This window comes from Ruegeria sp., from assembly GCF_965221235.1.
In the GTDB taxonomy this organism is placed as follows: domain Bacteria; phylum Pseudomonadota; class Alphaproteobacteria; order Rhodobacterales; family Rhodobacteraceae; genus Ruegeria.
The window spans coordinates 520,703-546,642 of record NZ_CBDCRS010000004.1 but is presented as its reverse complement, the minus strand read 5'-3'; the positions used below and the strand labels follow the sequence as shown (position 1 = coordinate 546,642).

Genomic DNA, 25,940 nt, shown 5'->3' with positions numbered 1-25,940 from the left:
TATGAATATGTCATTCCGTAAGTTCTCTTTGATCTTGCCCGCCATTCTGGTGGTTGGTGCCTGCACCAACTCCGGCGCGAACTATCAGCCGATTGTCGATGGACCAGTTGGCCCGAACTACAATGCCGATCTGGCCCAGTGTCAGGCGTTGGCGCGCCAGCAGGGCGTGGTTGATGGCAACACGGCAGGCGCTGCCGCCATTGGTGCGGCTGGTGCGGCCGGGACGAAGGCTATCATTGACGACAGCGCCAGCGATCTGGGGCGCGCTGCGGTAGCGGGTGCGCTGGTCGGGGCCGGGGCGAGTGCGATCAGCAACACTCAGAACCAGGAAGTTATCGTGCGCAACTGCATGCGTAACCGCGGTTACGCCGTAGTGGGCTAACCGGCCGCGATAGCGCTTCCTGCGGCGTGGCCCGAGGACCAAGCCCATTGGAAGTTGTAGCCGCCCAGCCAGCCGGTGACATCTACCGCTTCGCCAATCGCATAGAGGCCGGGGACATCCCTGGCCTCCATCGTTTTTGATGACAGGTCATCGGTGTCGATCCCGCCCAGCGTGACCTCGGCGGTGCGGTAACCTTCGGTCCCCGATGGCGTTAGCCGCCAATCTGACAACGCAGCCGAAAGATCGGTCAGCGCCGCGTCGGACTGGTCGGCCAGATTGCCCTGCATCGGAATGTGGAGTTTCAGGTAATCTACCAGTCGCGCGGGCAGGTGGCGGGCCAGTTCGGTGGTCAACGCTTTACGCCCGCCGCTTTGGCGCTGAGTGCGCAACAGGTCGAACAGCGGCAGGTCGGGTATCAGGTTGACCCGAATCTCCTCGCCTTCGCGCCAGTACGAAGACAGCTGCAATACCGATGGCCCGCTTAGGCCGCGATGGGTGAACAGAAGTGCTTCGTCAAAACCGGTACGTTCGTTCGACAGGCGGGCGGGCAGGGAAACACCGGACAGGTCCTTGAACTTTCCGTCCGAGAAGGTGAATGGCACCAAAGCCGCGCGGGTCTGGGTCACGCGCAACCCGAACTGTTGTGCGATGTCGTAAGCCAGTCCCGTGGCCCCCATCTTGGGGATCGACTTGCCACCTGTTGCCAGAACCAGATTGCGGCAGGTAAGGGTATGGCGCTGGCCTTCGCGTTCGACCTCTAGCGCGAAACCATCTTCGGTCTTGCGCAGGTCTTTCAACTCGGTCCGTACCCAAAGTTCGGCCCCGACGCGGTCCATTTCGGCCAGCAGCAGCTGGATGATCTGTTTCGAAGACCCGTCGCAAAAAAGCTGCCCCAGCGTTTTCTCATGCCATGCGATACCGTGACGTCCGACCAGATCGACAAAGTCCCACTGGGTGTATCGTGCCAACGCGGATTTGCAGAAGTGTGGGTTCTGCGACAGGAAGTTGCCCGGCCCTGCATACATGTTGGTAAAGTTGCAGCGCCCACCGCCCGAGATACGGATTTTCTCGCCCGGAGCTTTTGCGTGGTCGATCACCAGAACGCGCCCGCCGCAATGGGCGGCGCACATCATACCGGCCGCACCGGCACCAAGGATGATCGTGTCATAGGTCATGTGCTGCGCATGGCGCGGATTGCCGGGAATGGCAAGAGGCTCATCCGCGCCAGATGCAGCGCGGGCACAGTGGCGCGGCCATAAGCACACCAATCTTGACCAATTCAAAGTGACGTCCTACTGAACTTGTCAGTGTACACATGTGCAGCGTGTTTGTTTTAAGAGTCTGGCGGAGTTTTCTTCCATGCCCACAACGATTTTCGGCGCTTTTCGCAGCGATTCCACCCTGACGGATCAGGGAGCCTCTTCGAGTGTCGTTGGTTCGACTTTTACCATTTCGGGTTACAGCCAGATCACTATTGAAGATGGTGCAGACGGAACAATCTTTGACGGCGACAGTGTTTCTAACGAAACCGCGAACGATCCGACGCAAACGTATCTGGGAGAAACGATTTACTGGGATTTCACGATTTCAGTAACCGACGGGACAAATACCTATCAGATCGGCCTATTCGACTATGATGTCAACGGGGACGGCAACTCGATCGGCGTCGATGGAGAAGATGGGTTTTTCATGGCGTTTATTGGCGGTACCGTTCCACCGCTGAACACGACGCTCACAATTACTGCGATCACTGATAACGGACCCGATATCGACATTGATACCGTGGTGCCCTGTTTTGTGTCCGGCACGGCGATCAGCACACCGACCGGGCCGCGCGCGATCCAGGACCTTGAGGTGGGCGACCTTGTCCTGACCCTGGACAATGGCCCGCAGCCCATCCGCTGGATCGGAGCGAAAACGCTGGACACTATCGACCTGACGGTGAAGCCCAAGTTGCGCCCGATCAGAATATCAAAAGGGGCGCTGGGCGCGGACTTGCCCAAGCAAGACCTGCTTGTGTCTCCGCAACACCGGATGCTGGTCCGCTCGCCGATCGCCGCCAGAATGTTCGCCCGGGACGAGGTTCTTATTCCCGCGCACAAGCTTCAGGGGATGCCGGGCGTCGATGTTGAGGCAGGTGAACGGCCTGTCACCTATTACCACCTGCTTTTTGACCGCCACGAGGTAATCTTTGCCGAGGGCGCACCGTCCGAAAGCCTGTACACCGGTCCCGAAGCTTTGAAGGGTGTTGGTGCGGCCGCCGTGGCGGAAATTGCCGAACTGTTTCCTGAAATAGTCTCAGATACTTACGCGCCGGAATTGGCACGGCTAACGCCAGCCAAAGGAAAGCAAGCGCGGGTTCTGATCGAACGGCATGTCAAGAACCGCAAGCCACTACTCTCTGGGCTATAGTTCTTTCCGGAAGGCGTCTAGCGTCGCGGGGTATTGGCGGATCGCGAGAGGCTTATTCGTGCAGACGGTAAAATACCGCTCGTGCCCCTTATAATACTGGCCTGAGGGGCAAATTCCCTGTAGACTCTCAATCAGATCCCGAAAACGGGACGTGAACGAGGCAGAGAGTGGCGGTATCTCATGACTGAGATGGTGTATGGCGCGGTCCAGGACCAGCGCGGAGAACCGATTCTACCAAAGTGGTGGCGCACGATTGACCGCTGGACGATGTCCTGCGTTCTGATCCTGTTTGTCATCGGTTTGTTGCTGGGGCTGGCCTCATCGCCACCTTTGGCCGGGCGCAATGGATTTGATCCCTTCCACTATGTCGAGCGTCAGGCGCTGTTCGGCGGAATGGCTCTTGTTGCCATGCTGCTAACCTCGATGATGTCACCCACGCTGGTGCGTCGTCTGGCGGTGCTGGGCTTTTTGGGCGCGTTCGTGGCGCTGGCTTTTCTGCCGATTTTCGGCACCGATTTCGGTAAGGGTGCTGTGCGCTGGTACTCGCTGGGGTTTGCCTCGCTGCAACCCTCGGAATTTCTGAAGCCGGGCTTTATCGTGGTGGCCGCATGGCTGCTGGCTGCGTCACAAGAGATCAACGGCCCGCCGGGTCGGTTGTGGTCCTTTGCGTTGTGCATTGCCATCGTTGGCATGCTGGTGTTGCAGCCCGATTTCGGTCAGGCCTGTCTGATCCTGTTCGGCTGGGGTGTGATGTATTTCGTGGCGGGCGCACCGATGCTGCTGCTGGTTGGTATGGCAGGGGTCGTGGTTCTGGCCGGAATGTTTGCTTATTCAAATTCGGAACACTTTGCCCGCCGGATTGACGGGTTTCTGAATCAGGAAGTCGATCCGACCACGCAGCTTGGCTACGCCACCAATGCTATTCGTGAGGGCGGGTTGTTCGGTGTCGGCGTGGGTGAGGGGCAGGTGAAGTGGTCTCTGCCCGATGCGCATACGGATTTCATCATCGCCGTGGCGGCCGAGGAATACGGCCTGATCCTGGTGCTGATCATCATCGCGCTGTATTCGCTGATCGTGGTGCGGTCGCTGCTGCGCCTGATGCGTGAGCGGGACATGTTCATTCGTTTGGCCGGGACCGGTCTGGCCTGCATGTTCGGCGTACAAGCGATGATCAACATGGGCGTCGCTGTGCGATTGCTGCCTGCCAAGGGTATGACACTGCCGTTTGTCAGCTATGGCGGCTCGTCACTGATCGCGGGCGGCATTGCGGTTGGCATGTTGCTGGCATTTACCCGGACCCGCCCGCAGGGCGAGCTGGGCGACATTCTTCGCGGACGAGGTTAATGAACAAACCTTACCTCTTGATTGCAGCTGGCGGTACCGGGGGACACATGTTCCCGGCCCAGGCGCTGGCCGAGGCGATGCTGCAAAAAGGCTGGCGCGTGCGCCTGTCCACCGATCCGCGCGGTGCGCGTTATACCAGCGGCTTTCCCCACTCGACCGAGATTGTCGAGGCGTCTTCTGCCACGTTCGCCCGCGGCGGTTTGGCCGCTAAGGCGATGGTCGGGCCGAAAATTGCAGGTGGCGTGACCAGCATGGCCTTGCAGATGATGCGCGACCGCCCGGACGTCGTGGTGGGCTTTGGTGGCTATCCGTCGATCCCAGCACTGGGCGCGGCGACGATGCTGAAAATCCCGCGCATGATCCATGAACAGAACGGCATTCTGGGTCGGGTAAACAAGCTTTTTGCGACCCGCGTGTCTCAGGTGGCCTGCGGGATCTGGCCAACCGACCTGCCCGAAGGGGCTAAGGGCGTTCACACCGGCAATCCGGTCCGCGCCGCCGTGCTGGAGCGCGCAGCGGCGGGCTATATCCCACCCGGTGACTACCCGATGTCGGTGCTGGTGATGGGTGGCAGTCAGGGTGCGCGCATCCTCAGTGACGTGGTCCCCGGTGCGATCGCCGCATTGCCCGAAGCCATGCGTAACCATATCCGCGTCGCCCATCAGGCCCGCGATGAGGATGGAGAGCGTGTCACCGCGTTCTACGCCGATCATGGCATCCGGGCCGAGGTCAAACCCTTCTTTAACGACGTCCCATGCCGCATGTCAGACGCGCAGCTGGTCATCAGCCGCTCGGGCGCGTCCAGTGTTGCTGACATCTCGGTGATCGGGCGGCCTTCGATCCTGATCCCCTTTGCCGCCGCCGCTGGCGATCATCAGACTGCCAATGCGCGCGGGCTTGTTCAGGCGGGCGGGGCAATCATGATCCCCGAAAAGGCGCTTGACGTTTCTTCCCTGACCGAGCAAATCACCGCAGTTCTGACAAACCCCGAAGCCGCGCAAAAGATGGCTCATGCCGCCCTCTCGACCGGCGCACCCGACGCGACCGAGCGTCTGGTGTATCTCGTCGAACAACTGGCGCAGAAGGAGACCACATGAATCCTGCAACCAAACTGCCGCAAGATGTAGGGCCGATCCACTTCGTTGGGATCGGTGGAATTGGGATGTCGGGCATCGCCGAGGTGCTTTTAAACCTGGGGTACAGGGTGCAGGGGTCGGACCTCAAAGCCTCAAAGATCACTGACCGACTAGCCGATTTGGGAGCCGAGATTTTTATCGGCCAACGTGCCGAGAACCTTGAAAACGCAGCGGTTGTTGTGGTCTCGACCGCGATCAAACCGGGCAACCCGGAACTGGACGGCGCGCGTGCGCAGGGTCTGCCGGTGGTGCGGCGCGCCGACATGCTGGCGGAATTGATGCGCCTGCGTTCAAACATCGCCATTGCCGGGACACACGGCAAAACCACCACCACCACCATGATGGCCGAATTGATGGTGGCAGGCGATTTCGACCCGACCGTGATCAATGGCGGGATCATTCACGCCTACGGCTCGAATGCACGAATGGGGCAGGGCGAGTGGATGGTCGTTGAGGCTGACGAATCGGATGGCTCGTTCAATCGCCTGCCGGCGACCATCGCCATTGTGACCAATATCGACCCCGAGCATATGGAGCATTGGGGCGATTTCGACAAACTGCGTGACGGGTTCTACGAGTTTGTCTCGAACCTGCCGTTTTACGGCCTGGCCGTTTGCTGCACTGACCATGCAGAGGTGCAAACTCTGGTCGGCCGTATCACCGACCGCCGCGTGCGGACCTATGGATTTAACGCGCAGGCGGACGTCCGGGCGGTGAACCTGACATATAAACGTGGCGTTGCGCATTTCGACATTCATCTGCAATACGAAGACACGGTGATCGAAGGTTGCACTTTGCCAATGCCCGGAGACCACAACGTCTCGAATGCATTGTCTGCGGCTGCGGTTGCGCGTCATCTGGGCATGAAGGCCTCGGAGATCCGTGATGCGTTGGCCAATTTCGGCGGCGTTAACCGTCGTTTCACCAAGGTGGGTGAGGTCGACGACGTTACCATCATCGACGATTACGGTCACCACCCTGTGGAAATTGCAGCCGTTCTGAAAGCCGCCCGCCAAGCGACCGAGGGGCGCGTGATTGCCGTTCACCAGCCGCATCGATATTCCCGCCTGTCCAACCTGTTTGATGATTTCTGCACCTGCTTCAACGACGCCGATGTGGTCGCTATTGCCGACATCTTCGCGGCCGGGGAAGACCCGATTGAGGGCGCCTCGCGCGACGATCTGGTGCAGGGCCTTATCCGCCACGGCCACCGTCATGCCCGCGCGCTGCTGGATGAAAACGATCTGGAGCGCCTGGTCCGTGAACAGGCCCGCCCCGGAGATATGGTCGTCTGCCTCGGGGCGGGTACGATCAGCGCCTGGGCAAACGGGTTGCCCGCGCGATTGCAGAAAAACAAGGCATCTGACGCGATGGACATTCCTGCGGCGCAACTTTAAAGAGCAACGTTGCAACTGCTAAGACGTCGTCCTCGGAGGGGCACTTGGTATATTCGGTAGTGTTCGCAGCCTTGTGGGTCGTGGCCTCGACAATCGTGGCCATGCTGCCGATGCGTCTGCAATTCCCGCCGGGTGTTGTGCTTTTTGTCTCCGCACCCGCGTTGATCGTTTGGCTGGGGCATGACTTCGGCTGGTTCTTCTCAGTTCTGGCTTTTGCAGCCTTTGCGTCGATGTTCCGCAATCCGATCCGGTATTACTGGCGCCGCTGGACCGGGCAGGAGGTTGAGGAATGAATCTGTCCATCGCCCTTGCTGCCCTTTGGGGGATTGCTGCGAATGTGCTGGCGATGATTCCCAGTAAGGATAACCACTGGACCAGGGCCTATGTCCTGATTGCGGTCGGTATTCCGATCCTTGGCTATGTGACGCTCCAGAACGGCCCTTGGATCGGTCTGCTTGTTCTAGGTATGGGGATGTCGGTGCTGCGCTGGCCGGTGATCTATCTGGGGCGGTGGTTGCGTAAGGCTATGGGGTCGCCGCAATAGCGGATACGACTTGCGTTGAACGGTCAAATCCGCGAATTAGCGCGCATGACATCTCTTCCTACCCCACGCGGCAAGCTTTCCGAAAACCGGTCTTTGAACGACCTGACATGGTTGCGGGTCGGCGGTCCGGCGGACTACCTGTTCCAACCCGCCGATATCGAAGACTTGAAGAGCTTTCTGCGCAATCTGCCCTCGGACGTACCAGTATTCCCGATGGGGGTTGGCTCGAATCTGATTGTCCGGGATGGAGGTCTGCGCGCCGTGGTGATCCGGTTGGGGCGCGGCTTCAATGGGATTGAGGTCGACGGCAATAATGTCACCGCGGGTGCGGCGGCTTTAGATGCACATGTCGCGCGCAAAGCGGCGGATGCGGGTGTCGACCTGACCTTTCTGCGCACCATTCCCGGTTCGGTTGGCGGTGCGGTCAGGATGAACGCGGGCTGCTATGGCAGCTACACGGCGGATGTGCTGCATAAGGCCACCATTGTGACGCGACAGGGCAAAGTCGTCGATCTGACACCCGAAGATCTGAATTTCAGGTACCGTCAATCGGATTTGCCCGAAGGTGCTGTTCTGGTTTCGGCGACGTTCGAAGGCCCCGCTGGCGATCCCGAAGATCTGCACGCCCGAATGACTGCGCAGTTGCAAAAGCGTGATGAGACTCAGCCGACCAAGGACCGCAGCGCGGGATCGACCTTCCGCAACCCGGCAGGGTTTTCTTCGACCGGGCGCGCGGATGACGTGCATGACCTCAAGGCGTGGAAGGTGATTGATGACGCGGGGATGCGTGGCGCGATGCGCGGCGGCGCGCAGATGAGCCCGAAGCACTCGAACTTCTTGATCAATACTGGCACCGCCACCGCCGCTGACCTCGAAGGGCTGGGCGAAGAGGTGCGAAAAAAGGTTTACGAAACAAGCGGCATCACGCTAGAGTGGGAAATCATGCGGGTCGGTGATCCGCTGACAGAATAAAGCCCCAACCGTCAGACCATAACAGGCAATTAACGGCGACGGATCAAAGGCATAACACAGTACGGACCACCAGATAAGGTCCGGGGACATTGAGGCGCACATTGGGTATGTCGAGCAGGACAAACCCCAAAGTGGCGGTATTGATGGGTGGCCCCTCGGCGGAACGCGAGGTGTCTCTCAGCTCTGGGCGCGAATGCGCAGCCGCCCTTAGGGGAGAAGGCTTTGAAGTGGTTGAGCTGGACGCAGGTCCCGACCTCTATGCGCGCCTTTTGGACATCAAACCGGATGTGGTTTTCAACGCTCTGCATGGCCGCTGGGGTGAAGATGGCTGCGTGCAGGGTCTGCTGGAATGGATGCGCATTCCGTATACGCATTCCGGCGTGCTGGCCTCGGCCCTTGCGATGGACAAGCAGCGCAGCAAAGAAGTGTTTCAGGTCGAAGGCCTTCCCGTTGTTCCCAGCGTGATTGTGCCCAAGGTTGAGGTTGTTCAGGTCCACGTGATGGAGCCGCCTTACGTGGCCAAGCCGAATAACGAAGGCTCCAGCGTCGGCATCTATATCGTACATGAAGGCTCGAACGGACCGCCGCAGCTGTCCGACGACATGCCCGAGCATGTGATGGTCGAGAAATACGTGGCAGGGCGCGAGCTGACCGTGACCGTGATGGGCGACCGCGCTCTGACCGTGACCGAAATCATGACTGATGGCGGCTGGTATGATTACGACGCTAAATACAAGCCCGGCGGGTCGTGGCATGTCCTGCCCGCGGACATCCCGCAGGACATTTTTGACCGGTGTATGGATTATGCCGTCAAAGCGCATAATGCGCTGGGTTGCAAAGGAGTAAGCCGCACCGACTACCGCTGGGATGACAGCATAGGCGCGGACGGGTTGTTCCTGCTGGAAACAAATACGCAGCCTGGCATGACGCCGACCTCACTGGTCCCTGAACAGGCGGCTCATCTGGGAATGACTTTTGGCCAGCTCTGCGCCTGGATGGTGGAGGACGCCTCATGCGACCGCTAAGAGCCACCCGCGCGCCGGTGATCCACCGCTCGAAACCTCTGGCCGGTCTGGATGCGGATTTTGCTGCGGGCGAACGGCATGAGGTCGAACCCAAGCTGCGCCTGAGTGACGTGAAACTGTTTGGCCGCAAGTCTCAGCGCTTTGACCCCGCGCCTTCGCGGCTGAGCTACCGTCTGCAACGCTGGATGCTGACGCCGGGTGTACGGCGTGGCCTGAAAATCGGGCTGCCGGTGTTTGCCATTTGCGCGGCCGTCGGGCTGTATTTCGGGTCGGAAGAACGGCGCGAGGCAGTGGTGGCTTATGTGGTCGACATCAAGACCTCGATCCAGCAGCGCCCTGAATTCATGGTCAATCTGATGGCAATCGACGGCGCAGGCACTGATTTGTCCGAAGATATCCGCGAGGTGGTGCCTCTGGATTTCCCGATCAGCTCGTGGGATTTGGATGTGGAGCAGATCCGCGACACGATTGCCGGACTGAACCCGGTCAAATCCGCGACGGTCCGTGTGCGTCCCGGTGGCGTCTTGCAAGTGGACGTGGTGGAGCGCCAGCCGGTTATCGTCTGGCGAACCCGTGGCGGGATCGAGCTGCTGGACGAAACCGGCGCCCATGTGGCGCGGATCGCGTCGCGGAAAGATCATCCCAACTTACCGTTGATCGCGGGTAAGGGGGCGGACGGCCATGTGGCCGAGGCGATGGCCTTGTTGACCACCGCCCGCAGCTTGGGCGGTCGGGTGCGCGGGCTGGTTCGCATCGGCGAGCGTCGATGGGATTTGGTTCTGGATCGTGGTCAGTGCATCATGCTGCCGACCGAACGCCCAGTGCGCGCGCTGGAACGCGTGCTGGCGGTGAACGAGGTACAGGATCTGTTGGAGCGAGACGTAGCCGTCGTGGACATGCGCCTCGGGCAGCGACCGACAATCAGAATGACCAAAGCCGCCAGCGAAGATTGGTGGAATACAAAAGTGACAGTGGGTAACGGGCAGTAACGACCATGATGACCGATCTTTATCAGTCCCAACGGGCCATGCGGCAGATGCGCAGGCAGGCGATGCAACGCGGTGTTGTCGCCATTCTGGATGTGGGCAGTTCAAAAATTGCCTGCCTTGTGCTGCGCTTCGATGGCACGGGTCGGCTGAGCGAGGATAACAGCATCGGTTCACTGGCCGGGCAGACCGGGTTCCGGGTGATTGGCGCGGCGACCACGCGGTCGCGCGGCGTGCAGTTCGGCGAAGTCACCGCCATGCAGGAAACCGAACGTGCCATTCGCACCGCGCTGCAAGCGGCGCAGAAGATGGCCGATATCCGGGTGGATCACGTCATTGCCTGTTTCTCGGGCGCGAATCCGCGGTCTTACGGGTTGGACGCGCAGGTCGATCTGGAAGGTCAGGTGGTCAGTGAGGCTGAGGTCGGGCGCGTTCTGAACGCCTGCGATGTGCCGGACTACGGGGCAGGGCGCGAAGTTCTGCACGCACAGCCGGTGAATTTCGCGCTGGATAACCGCTCTGGGCTGATCGACCCGCGCGGGCAGATGGGTCAAAGCCTTGCGGTGGACATGCACATGCTGACCGTCGACGCCGTGGCGATCCAGAACATCGTCCGCTGCATCAAGCGTTGCGATCTGGAACTGGCGGGAATTGCGAACTCGGCTTACGTCTCTGGTGTTTCGGCGCTGGTCGAGGATGAGCAGGAGTTGGGCGCAGCCTGTATTGATATGGGCGGCGGTACCACCAGCGTGTCGATCTTTATGAAAAAGCACATGATTTACGCCGATTGCGTCCGTATGGGCGGCGATCACGTGACTGCCGATATCTCGATGGGGCTGGGCGTTCCCGCCGCTGTGGCCGAGCGGATCAAGACATTCAACGGCGGTGTTCACGCGACCGGTGCTGACGACCGGGACCTGATTGATATCGGTGGTGACACCGGCGATTGGGAGCATGATCGCCGCACTGTCAGCCGTGCCGAACTGATCGGAATCATGCGCCCGCGCGTCGAAGAGATTCTGGAAGAGGTCCGTGTGCGTCTGGACGCCGCTGGATTCGAGCATATGCCCAGCCAACAGATCGTCCTGACCGGAGGCGGCAGTCAGATCATGGGGCTGGACGGTCTGGCAACGCGAATCCTTGGCCAACGTGTCCGTTTGGGCCGTCCGCTGCGGGTCCACGGCCTGCCGCAATCGGCAACCGGGCCAGGGTTCTCGTCGGCGGTGGGCCTCAGCCTGTTTGCCGCGCATCCTCAGGATGAGTGGTGGGATTTTGAAATCCCGGTCGACACCTATGCGGCCCGGCCCTTCAAGCGCGCTGTGCGCTGGTTCCGTGACAATTGGTAAGCTGATCGGGGCTGTGGCGCTGGTCGCTCTGGCCCCGCTAGCCGCGCAAGCGCAAACCCGTATCACGCCCGAGGCCTTTCTGGCCGCCGTTCAGGGCAAGACCGTCATGTTCCACGACTACCCCAGCGGGGTTCTGGTGGGGACCGAAGAGTTCCTCAGCCCCACCTTGTCCGTATGGCGGATGGAGGGGCGGGGTTGTGTCTACGGGCAGATATCAACGCCCGACGGACAGATTTGTTTTCTCTACGACGATGACCCGGATGGCTTGCCCGTATGCTGGTGGCCGTACCTGTACGAGGATCGCCTGATGGTGCGTCTTGCCAGCTTCAGTCGGCGTGAAATCCAAGAGGTGCGCGGCGTCACAGAAGATGGTTTAAACTGTCCAAGTATCCCAATTAGCTAAAGAAATGGGTTGCAACCGCCGCGTGAATCCCGCAAGATATCCACAGGGTCCGTCAGAGGCCCGGCGGCAGGACCCTGAGCAGTTTTCCGCATCGAAAAACGAAGAGAATCTGTAAGTGACGCGCCCGTCAATCGCGGTGCGAAGGTCGCCTGTTTTGTGGTGCTTTGAGTTCTTTCCGCAACATCTGGCAATCCTTGCGAAATAACGCGGTGGGATGCCTTATTTCCTCCATATTTTGTGGATTCGCGCGATTTTTGGCGTGACCTTTCGGGTTTCCGTCGGTAGGATTGTCTGTGGATAGGTAAGAAAAACACCGCTTTGGCGGGTCAATAAAACAGGCGGACAGAGCATGACATTGAATCTTTCGATGCCCGGGCAAGACGAACTGAAGCCTCGGATTACTGTATTTGGCGTTGGCGGTGCAGGCGGCAACGCTGTCAACAACATGATTGAGAAACAGCTGGATGGCGTGGATTTCGTAGTCGCCAACACTGATGCGCAGGCGCTGCAACAAAGCCAGTCCTCGGCGCGGGTCCAACTTGGCGTGAAAGTTACGGAAGGTCTGGGGGCAGGGGCTCGTCCGACCGTTGGCGCAGCCGCAGCCGAAGAAAGCATCGAACAGATCGTTGACCATCTGGCCGGCGCACACATGTGCTTCATCACCGCGGGTATGGGCGGTGGCACCGGTACCGGAGCTGCTCCAATCATCGCACAGGCCGCGCGTGAGCTGGGCGTACTAACCGTTGGTGTCGTCACCAAGCCCTTCCAGTTCGAAGGCGCCAAGCGGATGCGTCAGGCTGAAGACGGCGTCGAGTCGCTGCAAAAGGTCGTCGATACGCTGATCATCATTCCGAACCAGAACCTCTTCCGTCTGGCCAACGAAAAAACCACGTTCACCGAGGCGTTCTCGATGGCAGATGACGTCCTGTATCAAGGCGTCAAAGGTGTGACCGACCTGATGGTGCGCCCGGGCCTGATCAACCTCGACTTTGCTGACGTCCGCGCCGTGATGGACGAGATGGGCAAGGCGATGATGGGTACAGGCGAGGCCACCGGCGAAGACCGAGCGGTTCAGGCGGCCGAGAAGGCAATCGCCAACCCGCTGCTGGACGAAATCAGCCTCAAGGGGGCCAAAGGCGTACTGATCAACATCACTGGTTCGCACGATCTGACCCTGTTCGAACTGGACGAGGCAGCAAACCGCATTCGCGAGGAAGTGGACCCCGAGGCCAACATCATCGTCGGTTCGACCCTCGACACCGCGATGGAAGGCGGCATGCGCGTTTCGGTCGTGGCCACCGGCATCGACGCCAGTGAGAAAAGCGAAGACATCCCGGTTGCTCGCCGCACCATGTCGGCTCCGCTGACCCGCACTGTTTCAGCTGAGGACGCCGCGCAAGACGAGGCCCCTGCCGCAGTGGCAGAGGTTGCCGAACCTGCGCCGCAGGCCGAGGTAAACCGCGAACCGTCGTTGTTTGAAACTGCTGACGAACCAGCGCAGTTCCAGTCGCAGGCAGAGCAGGACGATGACGGTCTGCCGCCTCCGGCCTATCAGCCGCGTGTCGCCGAGTTTGAGCCGACACCTGAGCCGGTTGAAGCCGCTCCGGAAAGCTATGTGGCTCCACAGCCGCAGCCGTCCGCAGGTACACCCTCGCCGGAGGCCATGCAGCGTTTGCAGGCCGCCGTTCAGAATGTTCCGGCGTCCGAGCGCGGCTTTGGCGCACCGCGTCCGCAGGCCCCGCAACCGGCCCCCGCGCCGCAGGCGGATGCGCATGATCGGCCTCGGTTTGGCTTTAACCGTCTGATCGACCGTATGACCGGTCACGCGGCAGATACACCGCCTCAGCCGGTGCGTCAGCAGCCGCCGGTCCGCCAAAGTGACGCTACGGCACCTGCGCATGATGAGGCCGACCCCGAGCAGGATCGGATCGAAATTCCGGCCTTCCTGCGCCGTCAGGCCAACTGATCGCGGTAACAAATTAACGAATTAGGGTCGCCTTTTGGCGGCCCTTTTCTTTTTAAATACAACCTCATAGAGGGGTGTAAGCAGGCTTTTGCCTATCTGTTACATTCATGTTTCATTCAGTTACAAAGAGTGAGTTGAGCCTTGCCGCCCGCTTCCTTAACTGAGTGCCCAACACGGGCCGTAAAGGCCGGACACCACTCACCGAGGTTCACTTTGCAACATACGCTCAAATCTCCGGTCACGTTTACAGGCGTCGGGCTGCACAGCGGCAAGCCTGCGACGATGGTTCTGAAACCGGCAGCAGCTGGTTACGGCATCTGGTTCAAACGGACGGATATTGAGCTGGGCAATGCGTTGATCCCCGCGATCTATGACGTGGTCGAGCGTACCCCGCTTTGCACCCGTCTGGTGAGCGAGGCCGGAGTGACCGTTTCGACCGTTGAACACATCATGGCTGCACTTGCCGGGTGTGGTGTGCATAACGCCCTGATTGAGATCGACGGCCCCGAAGTTCCGATCATGGACGGATCCTCGATTGATTTCGTGCGCGGGATCATGGCCAAGGGTGTGCGCCGTCAGGCCAGCCCTGTTATGGCGTTTGAGGTACTCAAGCCCGTGACCGCGTCCCGCGAAGGGGCCAGCGCCTCGATCGCGCCTGCGGATGGGCTGATCATCGATTTCCACATCGACTTTGAAGATGGCGCCATCGGCAGCCAGACGAAAACGCTAGATATGCGCAACGGCTCGTTCGCGCGCGAACTCAGTGACTGCCGCACGTTCTGCCGCCGCACCGATGTCGAAGCGATGCGCGAAAATGGTCTGGCACTGGGCGGCACGCTGGAAAACGCTGTCGTGGTACAGGGTGACGAAGTGCTGACACCCGGTGGGTTCCGCCGCGCGGATGAGGCTGTGCGCCACAAGATGCTGGACGCCTTGGGCGATCTCTATCTGGCCGGCGGTCCGATTCTGGGTCATTTCACCGGTGACAAATCCGGTCATGCAATGACCAACACGCTGCTGCGTACGCTATTTGAAACGCCCGGCGCTGTGCGCCCGATCCTGTGTACACCGGAACAGGCCGCGCGCCTGCCGGGGCAGGGGCTGGTTTGGGGCGAAATCCCCGAAGTTGCATAAGCAGATCAACTCTGCCGACATTTCCGCCAGCGGGTGTACTAAGGCGTTTTGCCCCGGAATTATATATGCTAGACCAAAGTCCAATCCGGGGCTTACCCCGATAAGCAATACGACAAGGATGGGCGGAATGGTTGGCACCAAAGCGGCAGTCAGATTCGCAGGCGCGATTCTTCTGACAGCAGTTTTGACGGCTTGCGGCAGCAAAGGCGCAGACCGCGATCAGAACCTTGAAGGGTTCACCCCGGAACAGATTTACACACGTGGTGAATTCGAGCTGTCCCAGAATCGCTCGGACGATGCGGCGTGGTATTTCTCAGAGGTTGAACGCCTGTACCCCTATTCCGACTGGGCGAAGCGGGCGCTGATCATGCAGGCGTTTTCGTTCCATGCAGACAAAAACTACGAAGAAAGCCGTGCTGCCGCTCAGCGGTTCATCGACTTTTACCCGGCTGATGAGGATGCAGCTTATGCGCAGTATCTTCTGGCCCTCAGTTACTATGACCAGATTGACGAGGTCGGACGTGATCAGGGCCTGACCTTTCAGGCGCTGCAATCTTTGCGCACGGTGATCGAGGTCTATCCCGACAGCGAATACGCCACCTCGGCTGTGCTGAAGTTCGACCTGGCCTTCGACCATCTGGCCGGGAAAGAGATGGAGATCGGGCGTTATTACCTGCGGCAGGACCATTATACTGCGGCCATCAATCGGTTCCGCGTTGTTGTCGAAGACTTTCAGACCACATCGCACACCGCTGAGGCGCTCTATCGTCTGATCGAAGCCTACCTGTCTCTGGGTTTGATTGATGAGGCGCAGTCTGCGGGTGCTATTCTGGGTTACAACTACCAGTCTTCTGAATGGTATGATGCGGGGTACAAACTGCTGACCTCGCGCGGGCTGGAGCTTAAGAGCCGTGGCAATAACTGGCTGAGCACGATCTACCGCCAGACCATCAAAGGTGAGTGGTTGTAATCGCCATGACGACAGGCGTGGGACGCTAAGACCCGATGCTGCGCGCCCTTGATATCCGCGACATGCTGATCATTGACCGGCTGGAACTGACGTTTCAGCCGGGCCTGAACGCGTTGACCGGAGAAACCGGGGCGGGCAAGTCGATCCTGCTGGACTCGCTGGGTTTCGTTCTGGGATGGCGCGGGCGGGCCGAACTGGTGCGTCAGGGCGCTGCTCAGGGTGAGGTGGTGGCCGCGTTTGAACTTGGCCCCGAGCATCCGGCCCATGCGGTATTGGCCGAGGCTGGCCTGCCGGGCGGTGAGGAGCTGATCCTGCGTCGTGTGAACACGGCTGAGGGGCGCAAGACGGCATGGGTCAACGACCGCCGCTGCTCGGGCGAGGTGCTGCGTGCGCTATCCGAGACGTTGATAGAACTGCATGGTCAGCACGATGACCGGGGGCTGCTGAACCCGCGCGGGCATCGGGCAATGTTGGACGACTACGCTGCTGTCGGTGATCTGCTGTCGGCTGTGCGGGCTGCGTGGGCGAATATGTCCCGTGTGCGCAAGGCACTGGCCGAGACCGAGGCGTCCTTGGCCGCCATGCGGGCTGAGGAAGAGTTCCTGCGCCACGCGGTTGCCGAATTGGACAAGCTGGACCCGCAACCGGGCGAGGATGCGGAACTCGACGCGCGCCGTCGGATGATGCAAGGGGCCGAGCGTATCCGTGACGACGTCGCGCGCGCCTACGATCTGCTGGGCGGCGAGGGGGCCGAGGGCGCGATGTCCGATGCTGTCCGTTGGCTAGAGGGGGTCTCAGACAACGCAGGCGGGCAGTTGGAGGAGCCAATCGCGGCACTTGGCCGTGCTTTGATCGAATTGGGTGAAGCGCAGGACGGGGTGAGCGCTTGCCTTCAGGCTTTGGATTTTAACCCAGCAGAACTTGAAGCCGCCGAAGAACGTCTGTTCGCTGTCCGCGCCTTGGCGCGCAAGCATGACGTGGCTCCGGATGATCTTGGATCGTTTGCCGATACCCTGCGTGGCCGTCTGAACCGGCTGGACGCAGGCGATGCTGATCTTGCGGACCAGCGCGCTGCGGTCGAGGCTGCTCAGGCCGCTTATGACAAGGCTGCTGCTGCGCTTAGCGCCGCGCGCAAACAGGCGGCGGGGCAGTTGGACCAATCTGTGATGGCCGAGCTTGCGCCATTAAAGATGGAGCGCGCGGTGTTTCAGACCGAAATTACCCCCGCCGATCCCGGACCTGAAGGCACCGACGCGGTGGCCTTTACTGTCGCAACCAACCCTGGTGCCCCGTCAGGACCGCTGAATAAGATTGCCTCGGGTGGCGAACTCAGCCGGTTCTTGCTGGCGCTCAAGGTCTGCCTGACCGGCGATGACAGCGCCCGCACCATGATCTTCGACGAGATCGACCGGGGCGTGGGCGGAGCCACCGCTGATGCCGTCGGACGTCGCCTTGCGTCACTGGCTCAGGGCGGGCAAGTGTTGGTGGTCACACACTCGCCGCAGGTTGCCGCCCGCGCGGCGCATCACTGGCGGGTGCAGAAACAAGTAGCGAATGGACAGACGCTGTCGACCGTAATCCCGCTGGCCGATCCCGACCGGGTGGATGAGATTGCCCGCATGGTTGCCGGAGATACCATCACGGACGAGGCGCGCGCCGCTGCCCGCGCGCTGTTGGACGCCTGACGCATTCGGTTGGTCAAACCGTCGCGATCTCACTTTTATAAGGGCGCTCCGTGGCTTACTAAGGAGTATGTACTGAAACCCGAGCGCCAATGACCCAATCGACCCGCACCGTTCTGCGCAACCAGCTCAATCAGGCTTTGGCCGCGATGAAGGATGCTTGGCGGGTGATGCGGCGGCGCGGGCCAAGCCAGATTCAGTTCTGGTTCATTGCTTTGGCCATCGGAATTGCAGCAGGGTTCATGGCTCTGGGCTTTCGCAAGGCGATCAGCGCATTGCAGGCCTATGTCTATGATACCGAGGACATCCTGCTGCTACACAGCCACGCCGAAAAACTGCCGTGGTTCCTGATCCTGATCACACCGATCCTTGGAGGTTTGATTGTAGGGATCATCCTGCACAAATTCACCGATGACGGGCGGGTGCGGTCAGTGGCCGACGTGATCGAGGGAGCCGCGCTGACCAATGGCCGGGTCGAGACCAAAGCCGGGATCGCCTCGTTCTTTGCGTCGCTGATCACGCTCAGCACGGGTGGATCGACAGGGCGGGAAGGGCCGGTGGTGCACATGGCCGGGGTGATCTCGACCTGGGTCAGCAACCGTATCCACGCGGATGGGATCACGGGGCGCGACCTGTTGGGCTGCGCTGTGGCGGCAGCTGTGTCCGCCAGCTTTAACTCGCCCATCGCTGGCGCCCTGTTCGCGCTTGAGGTGGTGCTGCGCCATTTTGCCGTGCATGCCTTTGCGCCCATCGTCATTGCTTCGGTCGCAGGAACGGTGATCAACCGGCTGGAGTATGGCGATGTGACCGAGTTCGTTCTGGAAACCCCCGGCTCGCTGCAATTCTATGTCGAACTGCCGGCGTTCCTGATCCTCGGTCTGATCTGCGGATTGGTTTCATTGTTGCTGATGCGCTCGATCTTCTTTGCCGAGGATATCGGTAGTCACATCCAAAGCCGTTTGTCCCTACCGCGCTGGCTGCGCCCGGCCGTGTCCGGGGCCATGCTGGGCCTGCTGGCGATCTGGTTCCCGCATATCATCGGTGTCGGGTATGAGACTACGCTTCGCGCCCTGGCCGGAGATCTGACCCTGACGGTCGCAATTCTGTTTGCCGTGATCAAAACTGTTGCCGTGGCCATCACCATGGGCGGACGGATGGGGGGCGGGGTCTTCTCGCCCTCATTGATGATTGGGGCGTTGACGGGTCTGGCCTTTGGTCTGATCGCCACCGGCTTGTTGCCGGATGTCTCGGGAACCCATACGCTCTACGCTTTTGCGGGGATGGGCGCGGTTGCGGCAGCGGTTCTCGGCGCGCCGATCTCGACGACACTGATTGTGTTCGAACTGACCGGAGATTGGCAGATCGGCCTGGCAGTGATGGTGTCGGTGTCGATGTCCACCGCGCTGGCCTCGCGGCTTGTGGATCGCTCGTTCTTCCTGACCCAGCTTGAGCGGCGCAATGTCCATCTGGCCGCCGGACCGCAGGCTTACCTGTTGGCGATGCTGCGCGCCGGGAGCGTGATGCGACCGATCGGAGACCCGTGTTCGATCAGCAAGGAAGAAGCGCAGGAATTGATCGGGCAGGGCCTGTGCGTCGAAGCCCGCGCAACGCTTGAGGCTGCGATGCCCTATTTCGACCGGGACGATATCCAGTGTATCCCGGTCGTGATCGTTGACAAGGAAGGCACCGAAAACCCCGTCGGCGCGCTGTACCATGTCGATGCGCTCAAGGCCTATAACCGCGCGCTGGCAGCCACGGCGGCCGAGGAGCACTCCTAGCCGCGATAGACCGTCGCCGTGTCGCCGAGATAATTGTCCCACGCAAACCAGTACGAGATATGCCCCGCAACCCGTGGCAACTGGCTGCCATCCGGTCCGACCAACGCCTCTTCGGTCAGGGTCCACGTATTGCCCGCCTGATCCACAAGGCCACCGCCCGATGCCTTGAACCGATGTGAGCCGCGTTCATAAGCTCGAACAGCGCGTTTGTCGGGGTTGCCGATCAAAACCAGTGACCGACCAGCAATTGCATCATTGATCACCCGGGTTCTCGCGAATGCCTTGAGCGGCCACGCCCGTGCCGCACCGAATTGGCGGATGGCAAAAACATAGTCCTTCTGCCGATGCTCGGACTGATCGACCAGAGCGGGGAACATCAGCTCAGACGAGGCGAAATAGTCGCGATACACCACGCCCGAGCCATAGTTTCGCCGATGCCCGGTATTCAGCGACAAGACTTGTGTTCCGGGGTGCGAGGTCTTCCAGCTTTCCCAGGTCGTGATGACCACCGGGCGCTGCTTTAGCTCAATCCCGCTGTCCACCAGAGGGCCAACAACCGGCTTACCGGTGTATTGGTTCCACAGCGAATGCGTCTCTCGGTCGAACATCAGTTTGTTGGATCGATACAGAAAACCCGACGAGCCAAAGACCAGCTTTTTGCGCCGCCCTTCTACCTGCGTTTCAAACAGGATGCCCGACCCGCAGAGCGTACAATAGGCCAGTGCCACCGGAACGCCGCCGATCACGTCGTTGAACATCTCGTGCCAGCCCATGATGCGCAACGGATAGGCGCGGTCGTCCCCGTTGATCGAGACGCCAAAGACCAGATCGTCATCCTTGAGGTAATCGGCCTGCGCCGCCGAGATCAGGTCTGGATCGTCCAGCGAAGGGATACCGTCCTTGTAGACACCGCCCCATGTGATCTCTTCCAGCCGGATTTTCATCTTGTCGCGCTGAATGTATTTGGGGCGCAGGAAGTCGTCGAAATTTGAATCGATGCCCAGCAGGACCTCGCGCTTGAACGGGATCAATGAGGGGTGCGGGACCAGCTGCGGGTTCTTTTCCTGCCAAAGCATCCAGTCGAACCAGTCGGTCCCGATGCTTTCGCCGGTCAGGCTGCGCATGACTTCGGCGATCTCATCAGTGCGCCGACGCCCATAACGCATCGCGGTCAGCAGGGCCGGAACCACATCCGGATTGCCGCGCTGCACCAGAAATTCCATGCCCTGTTCAAATTCGGAATTGCTGCCGTAAAGCGTGGTTCTGACGGCCTCAAGCACAGGGTCCTGTTGCGCTAAAAGCGAGCTGGGCAATGCAGTTGCGGCCAGCATTCCAGCGAAACTTCGACGAGTGATAGACATGGCATCCTCCGGTCGTGTCCATGTCCAGTTTGCATTGGTTGCTGCTCACATGCATGCAACAGGTGCGTGAGCTGTGAAGCCAACAGATGACACATAGCAGGCCAAGTCAGATGATGACGTGGCGGCTTACAAAGCAAGGTGACTTTGCTAGACTAGATTGCACTAAGCAAATTTACACTGGTTTCACTCCCGATCGACGGGGCAAAAATGAAGCGGTTATTTCCTTCTCTTTCCAAAGATGCGACGCTTGGCACTGTATTAAGCTCGTTTCCGGACAAGCTCGCCCCTTGGTGCGAATATGTTAGCCTTGTGATGCGTGGCGACAGCGATCTTTCCTTTTCTGAACGTGAGTTAATCGCAGCCTATGTTTCCGGGTTGAACGCCTGCTCCTATTGCCACGGCGCTCATACGACCTTCGCCCATGCCTTCGGCATTGATCCAAAGTTGATCGAGGCGCTCATGACGGATCTCGATTCTGCGCCGGTGGAGCAAAAGTTGAAGCCCATCCTGGCATATGTATCGAAACTCACCCTGACGCCTTCACGTATGGCCGAGCAGGATGCGCGGGACGTGTACGCAGCGGGGTGGTCCGAAGAGGCCCTTTTCGATGCAATTCAGGTTTGCGGTGCGTTCAACTTGGTGAATCGGATTGTCGAAGGAACCGGGATCAGCAGAGTTCAGGGCGATCCCACTGAAATTGATGAAAACAGGCTCAGAAAGCTGCGGAGTGAGTCATTTTACACGGACTTTGGTCGAGAGAAAGGCTTAGATGTTTAAAGGTTTGAGCATTTAGGCCCAAACCAGCTTACGCTTCCAAAATGAAAAGCTGCCGAGGTATCCCCGGCACTTTTATCCCCTAAATCTGCTCAACCTTCACCGAATCCGACGGGTAGAACGCCACATACCCCTTGATCTCGGCCATAGCAGAGACCGGGTCTTCATAGCTCCACGCAGCGTTCTCCGTCACTGAGGATTTGTTGACGATTGAGAAATGTGCGGCATGCCCTTTATGCGGGCAATGCGTGACCTTGTCCGTCTCATCCAGAAACGCCATCGCGATATCCGAGCGGGGGAAATAGATCACGGGGTTCAGATCCCCTTCGGACAGCTCCAAAGCGGCGATGCTTTCACCCAGAACGGCGCCACCGGAACGGACGCTCCATTTGCCCGGAGCTTTGCGGATCGTGATTTCTACCATTTCTCTTCCCTTGTCTTTTCGCGGGCCTCTCCTCTGCCCTTTGATTGTAACAGCCCGATGTCAGATCGGCGCGGTTGCGGCATCCAACCACAGTTGAGCCTCGACGCCCAGCCTTGGTCGGATTTTTTCCTGTACATCGCGGTGATATGCATTCAACCAGTCGCGTTCTGTGGTCGTCAACATATCGGCAATGATCAAGCGGCGGTCTATCGGCACATAGGTCAGCGTGCGCCAGTTCAGCATCGCTCGTTCGGCGTCGCCACCGGGCAGGGCCGGGGCTTCCTGCACGACCAGTAGGTTCTCGATGCGGATACCAAAGGCGCCTTCGCGGTAATAACCCGGTTCATTGGACAGGATCATGCCGGGTTGCAACGGCACGTGGCTGACCTTCGAAAGGCGCTGAGGGCCTTCGTGGACGCTGAGATACGCACCCACGCCATGCCCGACACCGTGATTGAAATCCTGCCCCGCAGACCAGAGCGGCGCTCGCGCGATCCCTTCAATGTCGCGCCCGGCCAGACCGACCGGCCAGCGCAACATGGACAGATTAATCATGCCCTTCAACACACGGGTAAAGCAGGCTTTTTCCTCATCCCCAACCTCGCCAATAGCAAGGGTGCGCGTGATGTCGGTGGTGCCGTCCAGATATTGTCCGCCGCTGTCCAGAACCAGAATATGCCCGTTCTCCAACCTGCTGTCGGTTTCTTCGGTCACCCGGTAATGCATGATCGCACCGTTCGGACCGGTGCCAGCGATGGTGTCGAATGAGATATCTTGCAGCGCGTTGTCCTTGCGCCGGTTCTCTTCCAGCCGATTCACGACCTGCGTTTCCGTAAGGCTGCCCGGGGGCTGCGCATCCAGCCAGCACAGCGTCTCAACCACAGCCACGGCATCCCGCAGGTGGGCCTCGGCGCTGCCCGCGATTTCGGCGTCGTTCTTGCAGGCCTTGGGCAGGGCGCAGGGATCGCCAGCATCCACCATCTGCCCCTCTATCACGTCGGCAACGGCCTGAGGCAGTGTTCCCAAATCTACCTGAACGCTGCCCTTCAGTGCGGCTACGGCATCCAGAAAGGCCTCAGGTGTGTGAATCGAGACGTGGTCCCCCAAAGGCACAACCAGCTTTTCCCGGGCCATGAAAAGGTCCACCTGTCCTGTGGCGTGCAAAATGGCAAAACCATGCGCCACCGGGTTGTAACCGATATCCGAGCCGCGAATATTCAACAGCCACATAATCGAATCCGGCAGGGTGATCACCGCCGCTGTACAGCCCGCCTCTTTCAAGGCCACCGAAAGCCGTTCGATTTTGCTGTCCGCCGTTTCCCCCGCAAACTCGATCGGATGCGCCTTGACCGCTTTCAAAGGGGGTCCCGGCTGATTTTCCCACACCCGGTCCACGAGGTTGTCACAACGGACCAGTTCGATGCCGCTGCCCTCAAGGTCCTTCTGCGCTCCGGCGATCTGACCTGCCGCATGCAGCCACGGGTCAAACCCAACCTTGCCACCTTCGGGCAATTGCTCCTTTAGCCATGCGCTCATGCTGACTTCGGACCATGGAACCGGCGTGAACTCGGCCGCGACCTGAGCCTTCACCTGTGTCCGATAGCGCCCATCGACAAACACACCCGCAACATCCGACAGCGCTACGCAAAATCCGGCTGAGCCGGTAAACCCGGTCAGCCATGCCAACCGCTCATCCCTTGGGGCGACATATTCCCCCTGATGCGCATCAGCGCGTGGAATTAGAAAGCCGTCCAACCCGTCCTGCGCCATCTCGGACCGCAGTGCCGCCAACCGCGGCGGCCCTTGTTCGGGCCGCGCTGTCACTTCAAAAGACTGAAACATCTCTCTCTCCCCCAACCGAAAGGGCGGCTTGAACACACCGCCTCTTCTTCTTGTCAAAAATACGGCCGCCGGAGGCAAGGCCGGCTTTAGCTGGCCTTTTTCATCCCCATCACCCGCGCTCGTGCCCTTGGGTCACTGTCAAACAGCGCCGCAAGTTGCTCGGTCATCGCACCGGCTAATTGTTCGACATCTGTGATCGTGACCGCGCGATCATAATACCGGGTCACATCATGGCCGATACCGATCGCCAGCAGCTCAACCATCTTGCGCTTCTCGACCATCGCAATCACGTCGCGCAGGTGCTTTTCAAGATAGTTCGCCGGATTCACGCTGAGCGTTGAGTCATCGACCGGAGCGCCATCGGAAATCACCATCAGAATCTTGCGCTGCTCACGCCGCGCCAGCATCCGCCGATGGGCCCATTCCAGCGCCTCGCCATCGATGTTTTCCTTCAGCAGGCCTTCTTTCATCATCAGACCCAGATTGGCGCGCGCCCGCCGCCACGGCGCATCGGCACCCTTGTAAACGATATGTCGCAGATCGTTCAGGCGTCCGGGTTGTTGTGGGCGGCCATCGTTCAGCCAGGCTTCGCGCGCCTGACCACCTTTCCACGCCCGGGTGGTAAAGCCCAGAATTTCGACCTTCACGTTGCAGCGCTCCAGCGTCCGCGCCAGAACATCTGCGCAGACCGCCGCGATCGAGATCGGACGTCCGCGCATCGACCCTGAATTGTCCAGCAGCAACGTCACCACTGTGTCGCGGAATTCGGTATCTTTCTCGACCTTGAAGCTCAGCGGGGTGGTCGGGTTGGCCACCACGCGCGCCAGACGACCGGCATCCAGAATGCCTTCCTCGCGGTCGAACTCCCAGCTGCGGTTCTGTTGCGCCTGCAAGCGGCGCTGCAATTTATTGGCCAGTCGGCTGACGGCCCCTTTCAGCTGGTCCAGCTGCTGATCCAGATAGGCGCGCAAACGCTCCAACTCGGCCGGTTCAGCCAGATCTTCGGCTGCGATCTCTTCGTCATAGGCGTTGAGGTAGACCTTATAATCGGGATCAGCCTCCGAGGCAGGTGGCGGGGCAGGCGGCTCCATCGGGGCTTCACCGTCCGGCATCTCAGCTTCGTCCGACAGCTCTTCGTCGGACAGCTCATCCATCGAGACCTGGGCCTGCGATTGATCCTGCTGCTCTTCCTGAGTTTGCTCAGGTGTCGCGTCGGCATCCTGTTCGTCCTGATCATCCTGACCGGTGCTGTCGGGATCGGGCTGTTCTTCAGCGTCCTCTTCGGCCTGATCTTCCTGCTCGTCATCCAGCTCATCGGGGTCATCCCCCAGCTGGTCGCCATAGCCCAGATCCTTGATCATCTGGCGCGCGAATTTGGCGAATTCAGCCTGGTCCGAGAGGATTTCGTCCAGATTTTCCAGCGTCCCGCCAGCCTGTTCTTCGATGAACCCGCGCCACAGGTTCATGATGTTCTCGGCCGCAGGCGGCAAATCGCGCCCGGTCGCCAGATGACGGATCAAGTATCCTGCCGCCACGGACAACGGCGCATCGGCTGGCTGTTTGCACTGGTCATAGCCCCGGCGCAGCGCCTCATGCCCGATCTTAACGTCGATATTCGAGGCCGTGCCAGGCATGTCCCGCGCGCCCATGGCTTCGCATCTGGCAACTTCCATCGCTTCGTAAAGATCTCGCGCCATATCGCCCGGAGGCGCATAACGCGCATGGGTCGCATCGTCATGATAGCGGCGCTGCAAAGCCAGCGCGTCCGCTGTTCCGCGCGCCAGCAACACCTCTTCCCGCGTCATCCGGCGCGAGACCTGAGGCAACCGCATCGCCTCCCCCGACAGGCCCGAGGGGTCTACGGTATAACTGACCGAAAGCTCCGGATCATCGGCCATAACCTTCGTGGCCTCGGCCAGAGCCTTCTTGAACGGATCAGCAGGGTTGTCGTTCTTCTGTGCCATGTCCCAAGCCTTTCACATTGCGAGCCCGATTTCCAATAGCTGAGAAACCGGATCCGCCTTCATCTGGCCAATAATATCCCCGCCGGAGGCATTGCGCC

Annotated in this window: 23 protein-coding genes; 18 read left to right on the top strand and 5 right to left on the bottom strand. The window is 60.0% G+C overall.

The window, feature by feature from the left end:
- The first annotated feature begins 7 nt into the window (after nt 1-7).
- Nucleotides 8-382, top strand: a complete 375-nt coding sequence (locus ACOQOY_RS05725; RefSeq protein WP_420584509.1) for a glycine zipper family protein — start codon at nt 8-10, stop codon at nt 380-382.
- On the opposite strand, the gene ACOQOY_RS05720 is transcribed toward ACOQOY_RS05725, so the two are convergent.
- The gene (locus ACOQOY_RS05720) at nt 379-1,557 is read right to left on the bottom strand and encodes an NAD(P)/FAD-dependent oxidoreductase (RefSeq protein WP_420587215.1); all 1,179 of its coding nucleotides are present in this window, start codon (nt 1,555-1,557) and stop codon (nt 379-381) included. The genes ACOQOY_RS05725 and ACOQOY_RS05720 overlap by 4 nt on opposite strands.
- 184 nt (nt 1,558-1,741) lie before the next feature.
- Here ACOQOY_RS05720 and ACOQOY_RS05715 point away from each other — a divergent pair, with 184 nt between their 5' ends.
- The 16 genes from ACOQOY_RS05715 to ACOQOY_RS05640 all read left to right on the top strand — a co-directional run bounded on the left by ACOQOY_RS05715 (nt 1,742) and on the right by ACOQOY_RS05640 (nt 19,477).
- A complete protein-coding gene (locus tag ACOQOY_RS05715; protein ID WP_420584508.1) occupies nt 1,742-2,794 on the top strand; it encodes a Hint domain-containing protein in 1,053 nt (350 codons plus the stop codon).
- A 180-nt stretch (nt 2,795-2,974) separates the two neighbouring features.
- The gene (gene ftsW / locus ACOQOY_RS05710) at nt 2,975-4,138 is read left to right on the top strand and encodes a putative lipid II flippase FtsW (protein ID WP_420584507.1); all 1,164 of its coding nucleotides are present in this window, start codon (nt 2,975-2,977) and stop codon (nt 4,136-4,138) included.
- Entirely contained in the window at nt 4,138-5,235 is a 1,098-nt protein-coding gene (locus tag ACOQOY_RS05705; protein WP_420584506.1) for a UDP-N-acetylglucosamine--N-acetylmuramyl-(pentapeptide) pyrophosphoryl-undecaprenol N-acetylglucosamine transferase, read from the top strand. Before ftsW ends, ACOQOY_RS05705 begins: the two co-directional genes overlap by 1 nt.
- Entirely contained in the window at nt 5,232-6,671 is a 1,440-nt protein-coding gene (murC, locus tag ACOQOY_RS05700; protein ID WP_420584505.1) for a UDP-N-acetylmuramate--L-alanine ligase, read from the top strand. The genes ACOQOY_RS05705 and murC overlap by 4 nt, the downstream gene beginning before the upstream one ends.
- Before the next feature lie 44 nt (nt 6,672-6,715).
- Nucleotides 6,716-6,964, top strand: a complete 249-nt coding sequence (locus ACOQOY_RS05695; protein ID WP_420584504.1) for a DUF2484 family protein — start codon at nt 6,716-6,718, stop codon at nt 6,962-6,964.
- Nucleotides 6,961-7,215, top strand: coding sequence for a DUF2484 family protein (locus tag ACOQOY_RS05690; protein ID WP_420584503.1), 255 nt, complete (start codon nt 6,961-6,963; stop codon nt 7,213-7,215). The genes ACOQOY_RS05695 and ACOQOY_RS05690 overlap by 4 nt, the downstream gene beginning before the upstream one ends.
- Before the next feature lie 45 nt (nt 7,216-7,260).
- Entirely contained in the window at nt 7,261-8,187 is a 927-nt protein-coding gene (murB, locus tag ACOQOY_RS05685) for a UDP-N-acetylmuramate dehydrogenase (RefSeq protein ID WP_420584502.1), read from the top strand.
- A 107-nt stretch (nt 8,188-8,294) separates the two neighbouring features.
- Complete coding sequence (locus tag ACOQOY_RS05680; protein WP_420584501.1) at nt 8,295-9,212, top strand: D-alanine--D-alanine ligase; 918 nt, start codon at nt 8,295-8,297, stop codon at nt 9,210-9,212.
- Entirely contained in the window at nt 9,200-10,201 is a 1,002-nt protein-coding gene (locus ACOQOY_RS05675; RefSeq protein ID WP_420584500.1) for a cell division protein FtsQ/DivIB, read from the top strand. Before ACOQOY_RS05680 ends, ACOQOY_RS05675 begins: the two co-directional genes overlap by 13 nt.
- Before the next feature lie 8 nt (nt 10,202-10,209).
- The gene (ftsA, locus tag ACOQOY_RS05670; RefSeq protein WP_420587214.1) at nt 10,210-11,544 is read left to right on the top strand and encodes a cell division protein FtsA; all 1,335 of its coding nucleotides are present in this window, start codon (nt 10,210-10,212) and stop codon (nt 11,542-11,544) included.
- On the top strand, nt 11,531-11,947 hold the full coding sequence (locus ACOQOY_RS05665; RefSeq protein ID WP_420584499.1) for a hypothetical protein: 417 nt from the start codon (nt 11,531-11,533) through the stop codon (nt 11,945-11,947). Before ftsA ends, ACOQOY_RS05665 begins: the two co-directional genes overlap by 14 nt.
- A gap of 349 nt (nt 11,948-12,296) precedes the next feature.
- Entirely contained in the window at nt 12,297-13,913 is a 1,617-nt protein-coding gene (ftsZ, locus tag ACOQOY_RS05660) for a cell division protein FtsZ (protein WP_420584498.1), read from the top strand.
- A gap of 213 nt (nt 13,914-14,126) precedes the next feature.
- A complete protein-coding gene (gene lpxC / locus ACOQOY_RS05655) occupies nt 14,127-15,047 on the top strand; it encodes a UDP-3-O-acyl-N-acetylglucosamine deacetylase (RefSeq protein WP_420584497.1) in 921 nt (306 codons plus the stop codon).
- A gap of 127 nt (nt 15,048-15,174) precedes the next feature.
- The gene (locus ACOQOY_RS05650) at nt 15,175-16,017 is read left to right on the top strand and encodes an outer membrane protein assembly factor BamD (RefSeq protein WP_420584496.1); all 843 of its coding nucleotides are present in this window, start codon (nt 15,175-15,177) and stop codon (nt 16,015-16,017) included.
- Nucleotides 16,018-16,052: 35 nt separating this feature from the next.
- Complete coding sequence (gene recN, locus ACOQOY_RS05645; protein ID WP_420584495.1) at nt 16,053-17,702, top strand: DNA repair protein RecN; 1,650 nt, start codon at nt 16,053-16,055, stop codon at nt 17,700-17,702.
- 89 nt (nt 17,703-17,791) lie between these two features.
- Nucleotides 17,792-19,477 carry a chloride channel protein gene (locus tag ACOQOY_RS05640; RefSeq protein ID WP_420584494.1) on the top strand — a complete coding sequence of 562 codons (1,686 nt, stop codon included), beginning with the start codon at nt 17,792-17,794 and terminating at the stop codon, nt 19,475-19,477.
- Here the strand turns inward: ACOQOY_RS05640 and ACOQOY_RS05635 are convergent.
- Nucleotides 19,474-20,838 (bottom strand): DUF3179 domain-containing protein, encoded by a 1,365-nt coding sequence (locus tag ACOQOY_RS05635; RefSeq protein ID WP_420584493.1) that lies wholly within the window; start codon nt 20,836-20,838, stop codon nt 19,474-19,476. The genes ACOQOY_RS05640 and ACOQOY_RS05635 overlap by 4 nt on opposite strands.
- 207 nt (nt 20,839-21,045) lie before the next feature.
- Here ACOQOY_RS05635 and ACOQOY_RS05630 point away from each other — a divergent pair, with 207 nt between their 5' ends.
- The gene (locus ACOQOY_RS05630; protein ID WP_420584492.1) at nt 21,046-21,615 is read left to right on the top strand and encodes a carboxymuconolactone decarboxylase family protein; all 570 of its coding nucleotides are present in this window, start codon (nt 21,046-21,048) and stop codon (nt 21,613-21,615) included.
- Between the two features lie 79 nt (nt 21,616-21,694).
- On the opposite strand, the gene ACOQOY_RS05625 is transcribed toward ACOQOY_RS05630, so the two are convergent.
- The 3 genes from ACOQOY_RS05625 to cobT form a co-directional block, all read right to left on the bottom strand.
- Nucleotides 21,695-22,036 (bottom strand): DUF427 domain-containing protein, encoded by a 342-nt coding sequence (locus ACOQOY_RS05625; protein ID WP_420584491.1) that lies wholly within the window; start codon nt 22,034-22,036, stop codon nt 21,695-21,697.
- Between the two features lie 60 nt (nt 22,037-22,096).
- On the bottom strand, nt 22,097-23,878 hold the full coding sequence (locus ACOQOY_RS05620) for an aminopeptidase P family protein (protein ID WP_420584490.1): 1,782 nt from the start codon (nt 23,876-23,878) through the stop codon (nt 22,097-22,099).
- 86 nt (nt 23,879-23,964) lie between these two features.
- On the bottom strand, nt 23,965-25,842 hold the full coding sequence (gene cobT / locus ACOQOY_RS05615; RefSeq protein WP_420584489.1) for a cobaltochelatase subunit CobT: 1,878 nt from the start codon (nt 25,840-25,842) through the stop codon (nt 23,965-23,967).
- Nucleotides 25,843-25,940 lie beyond the last annotated feature (98 nt).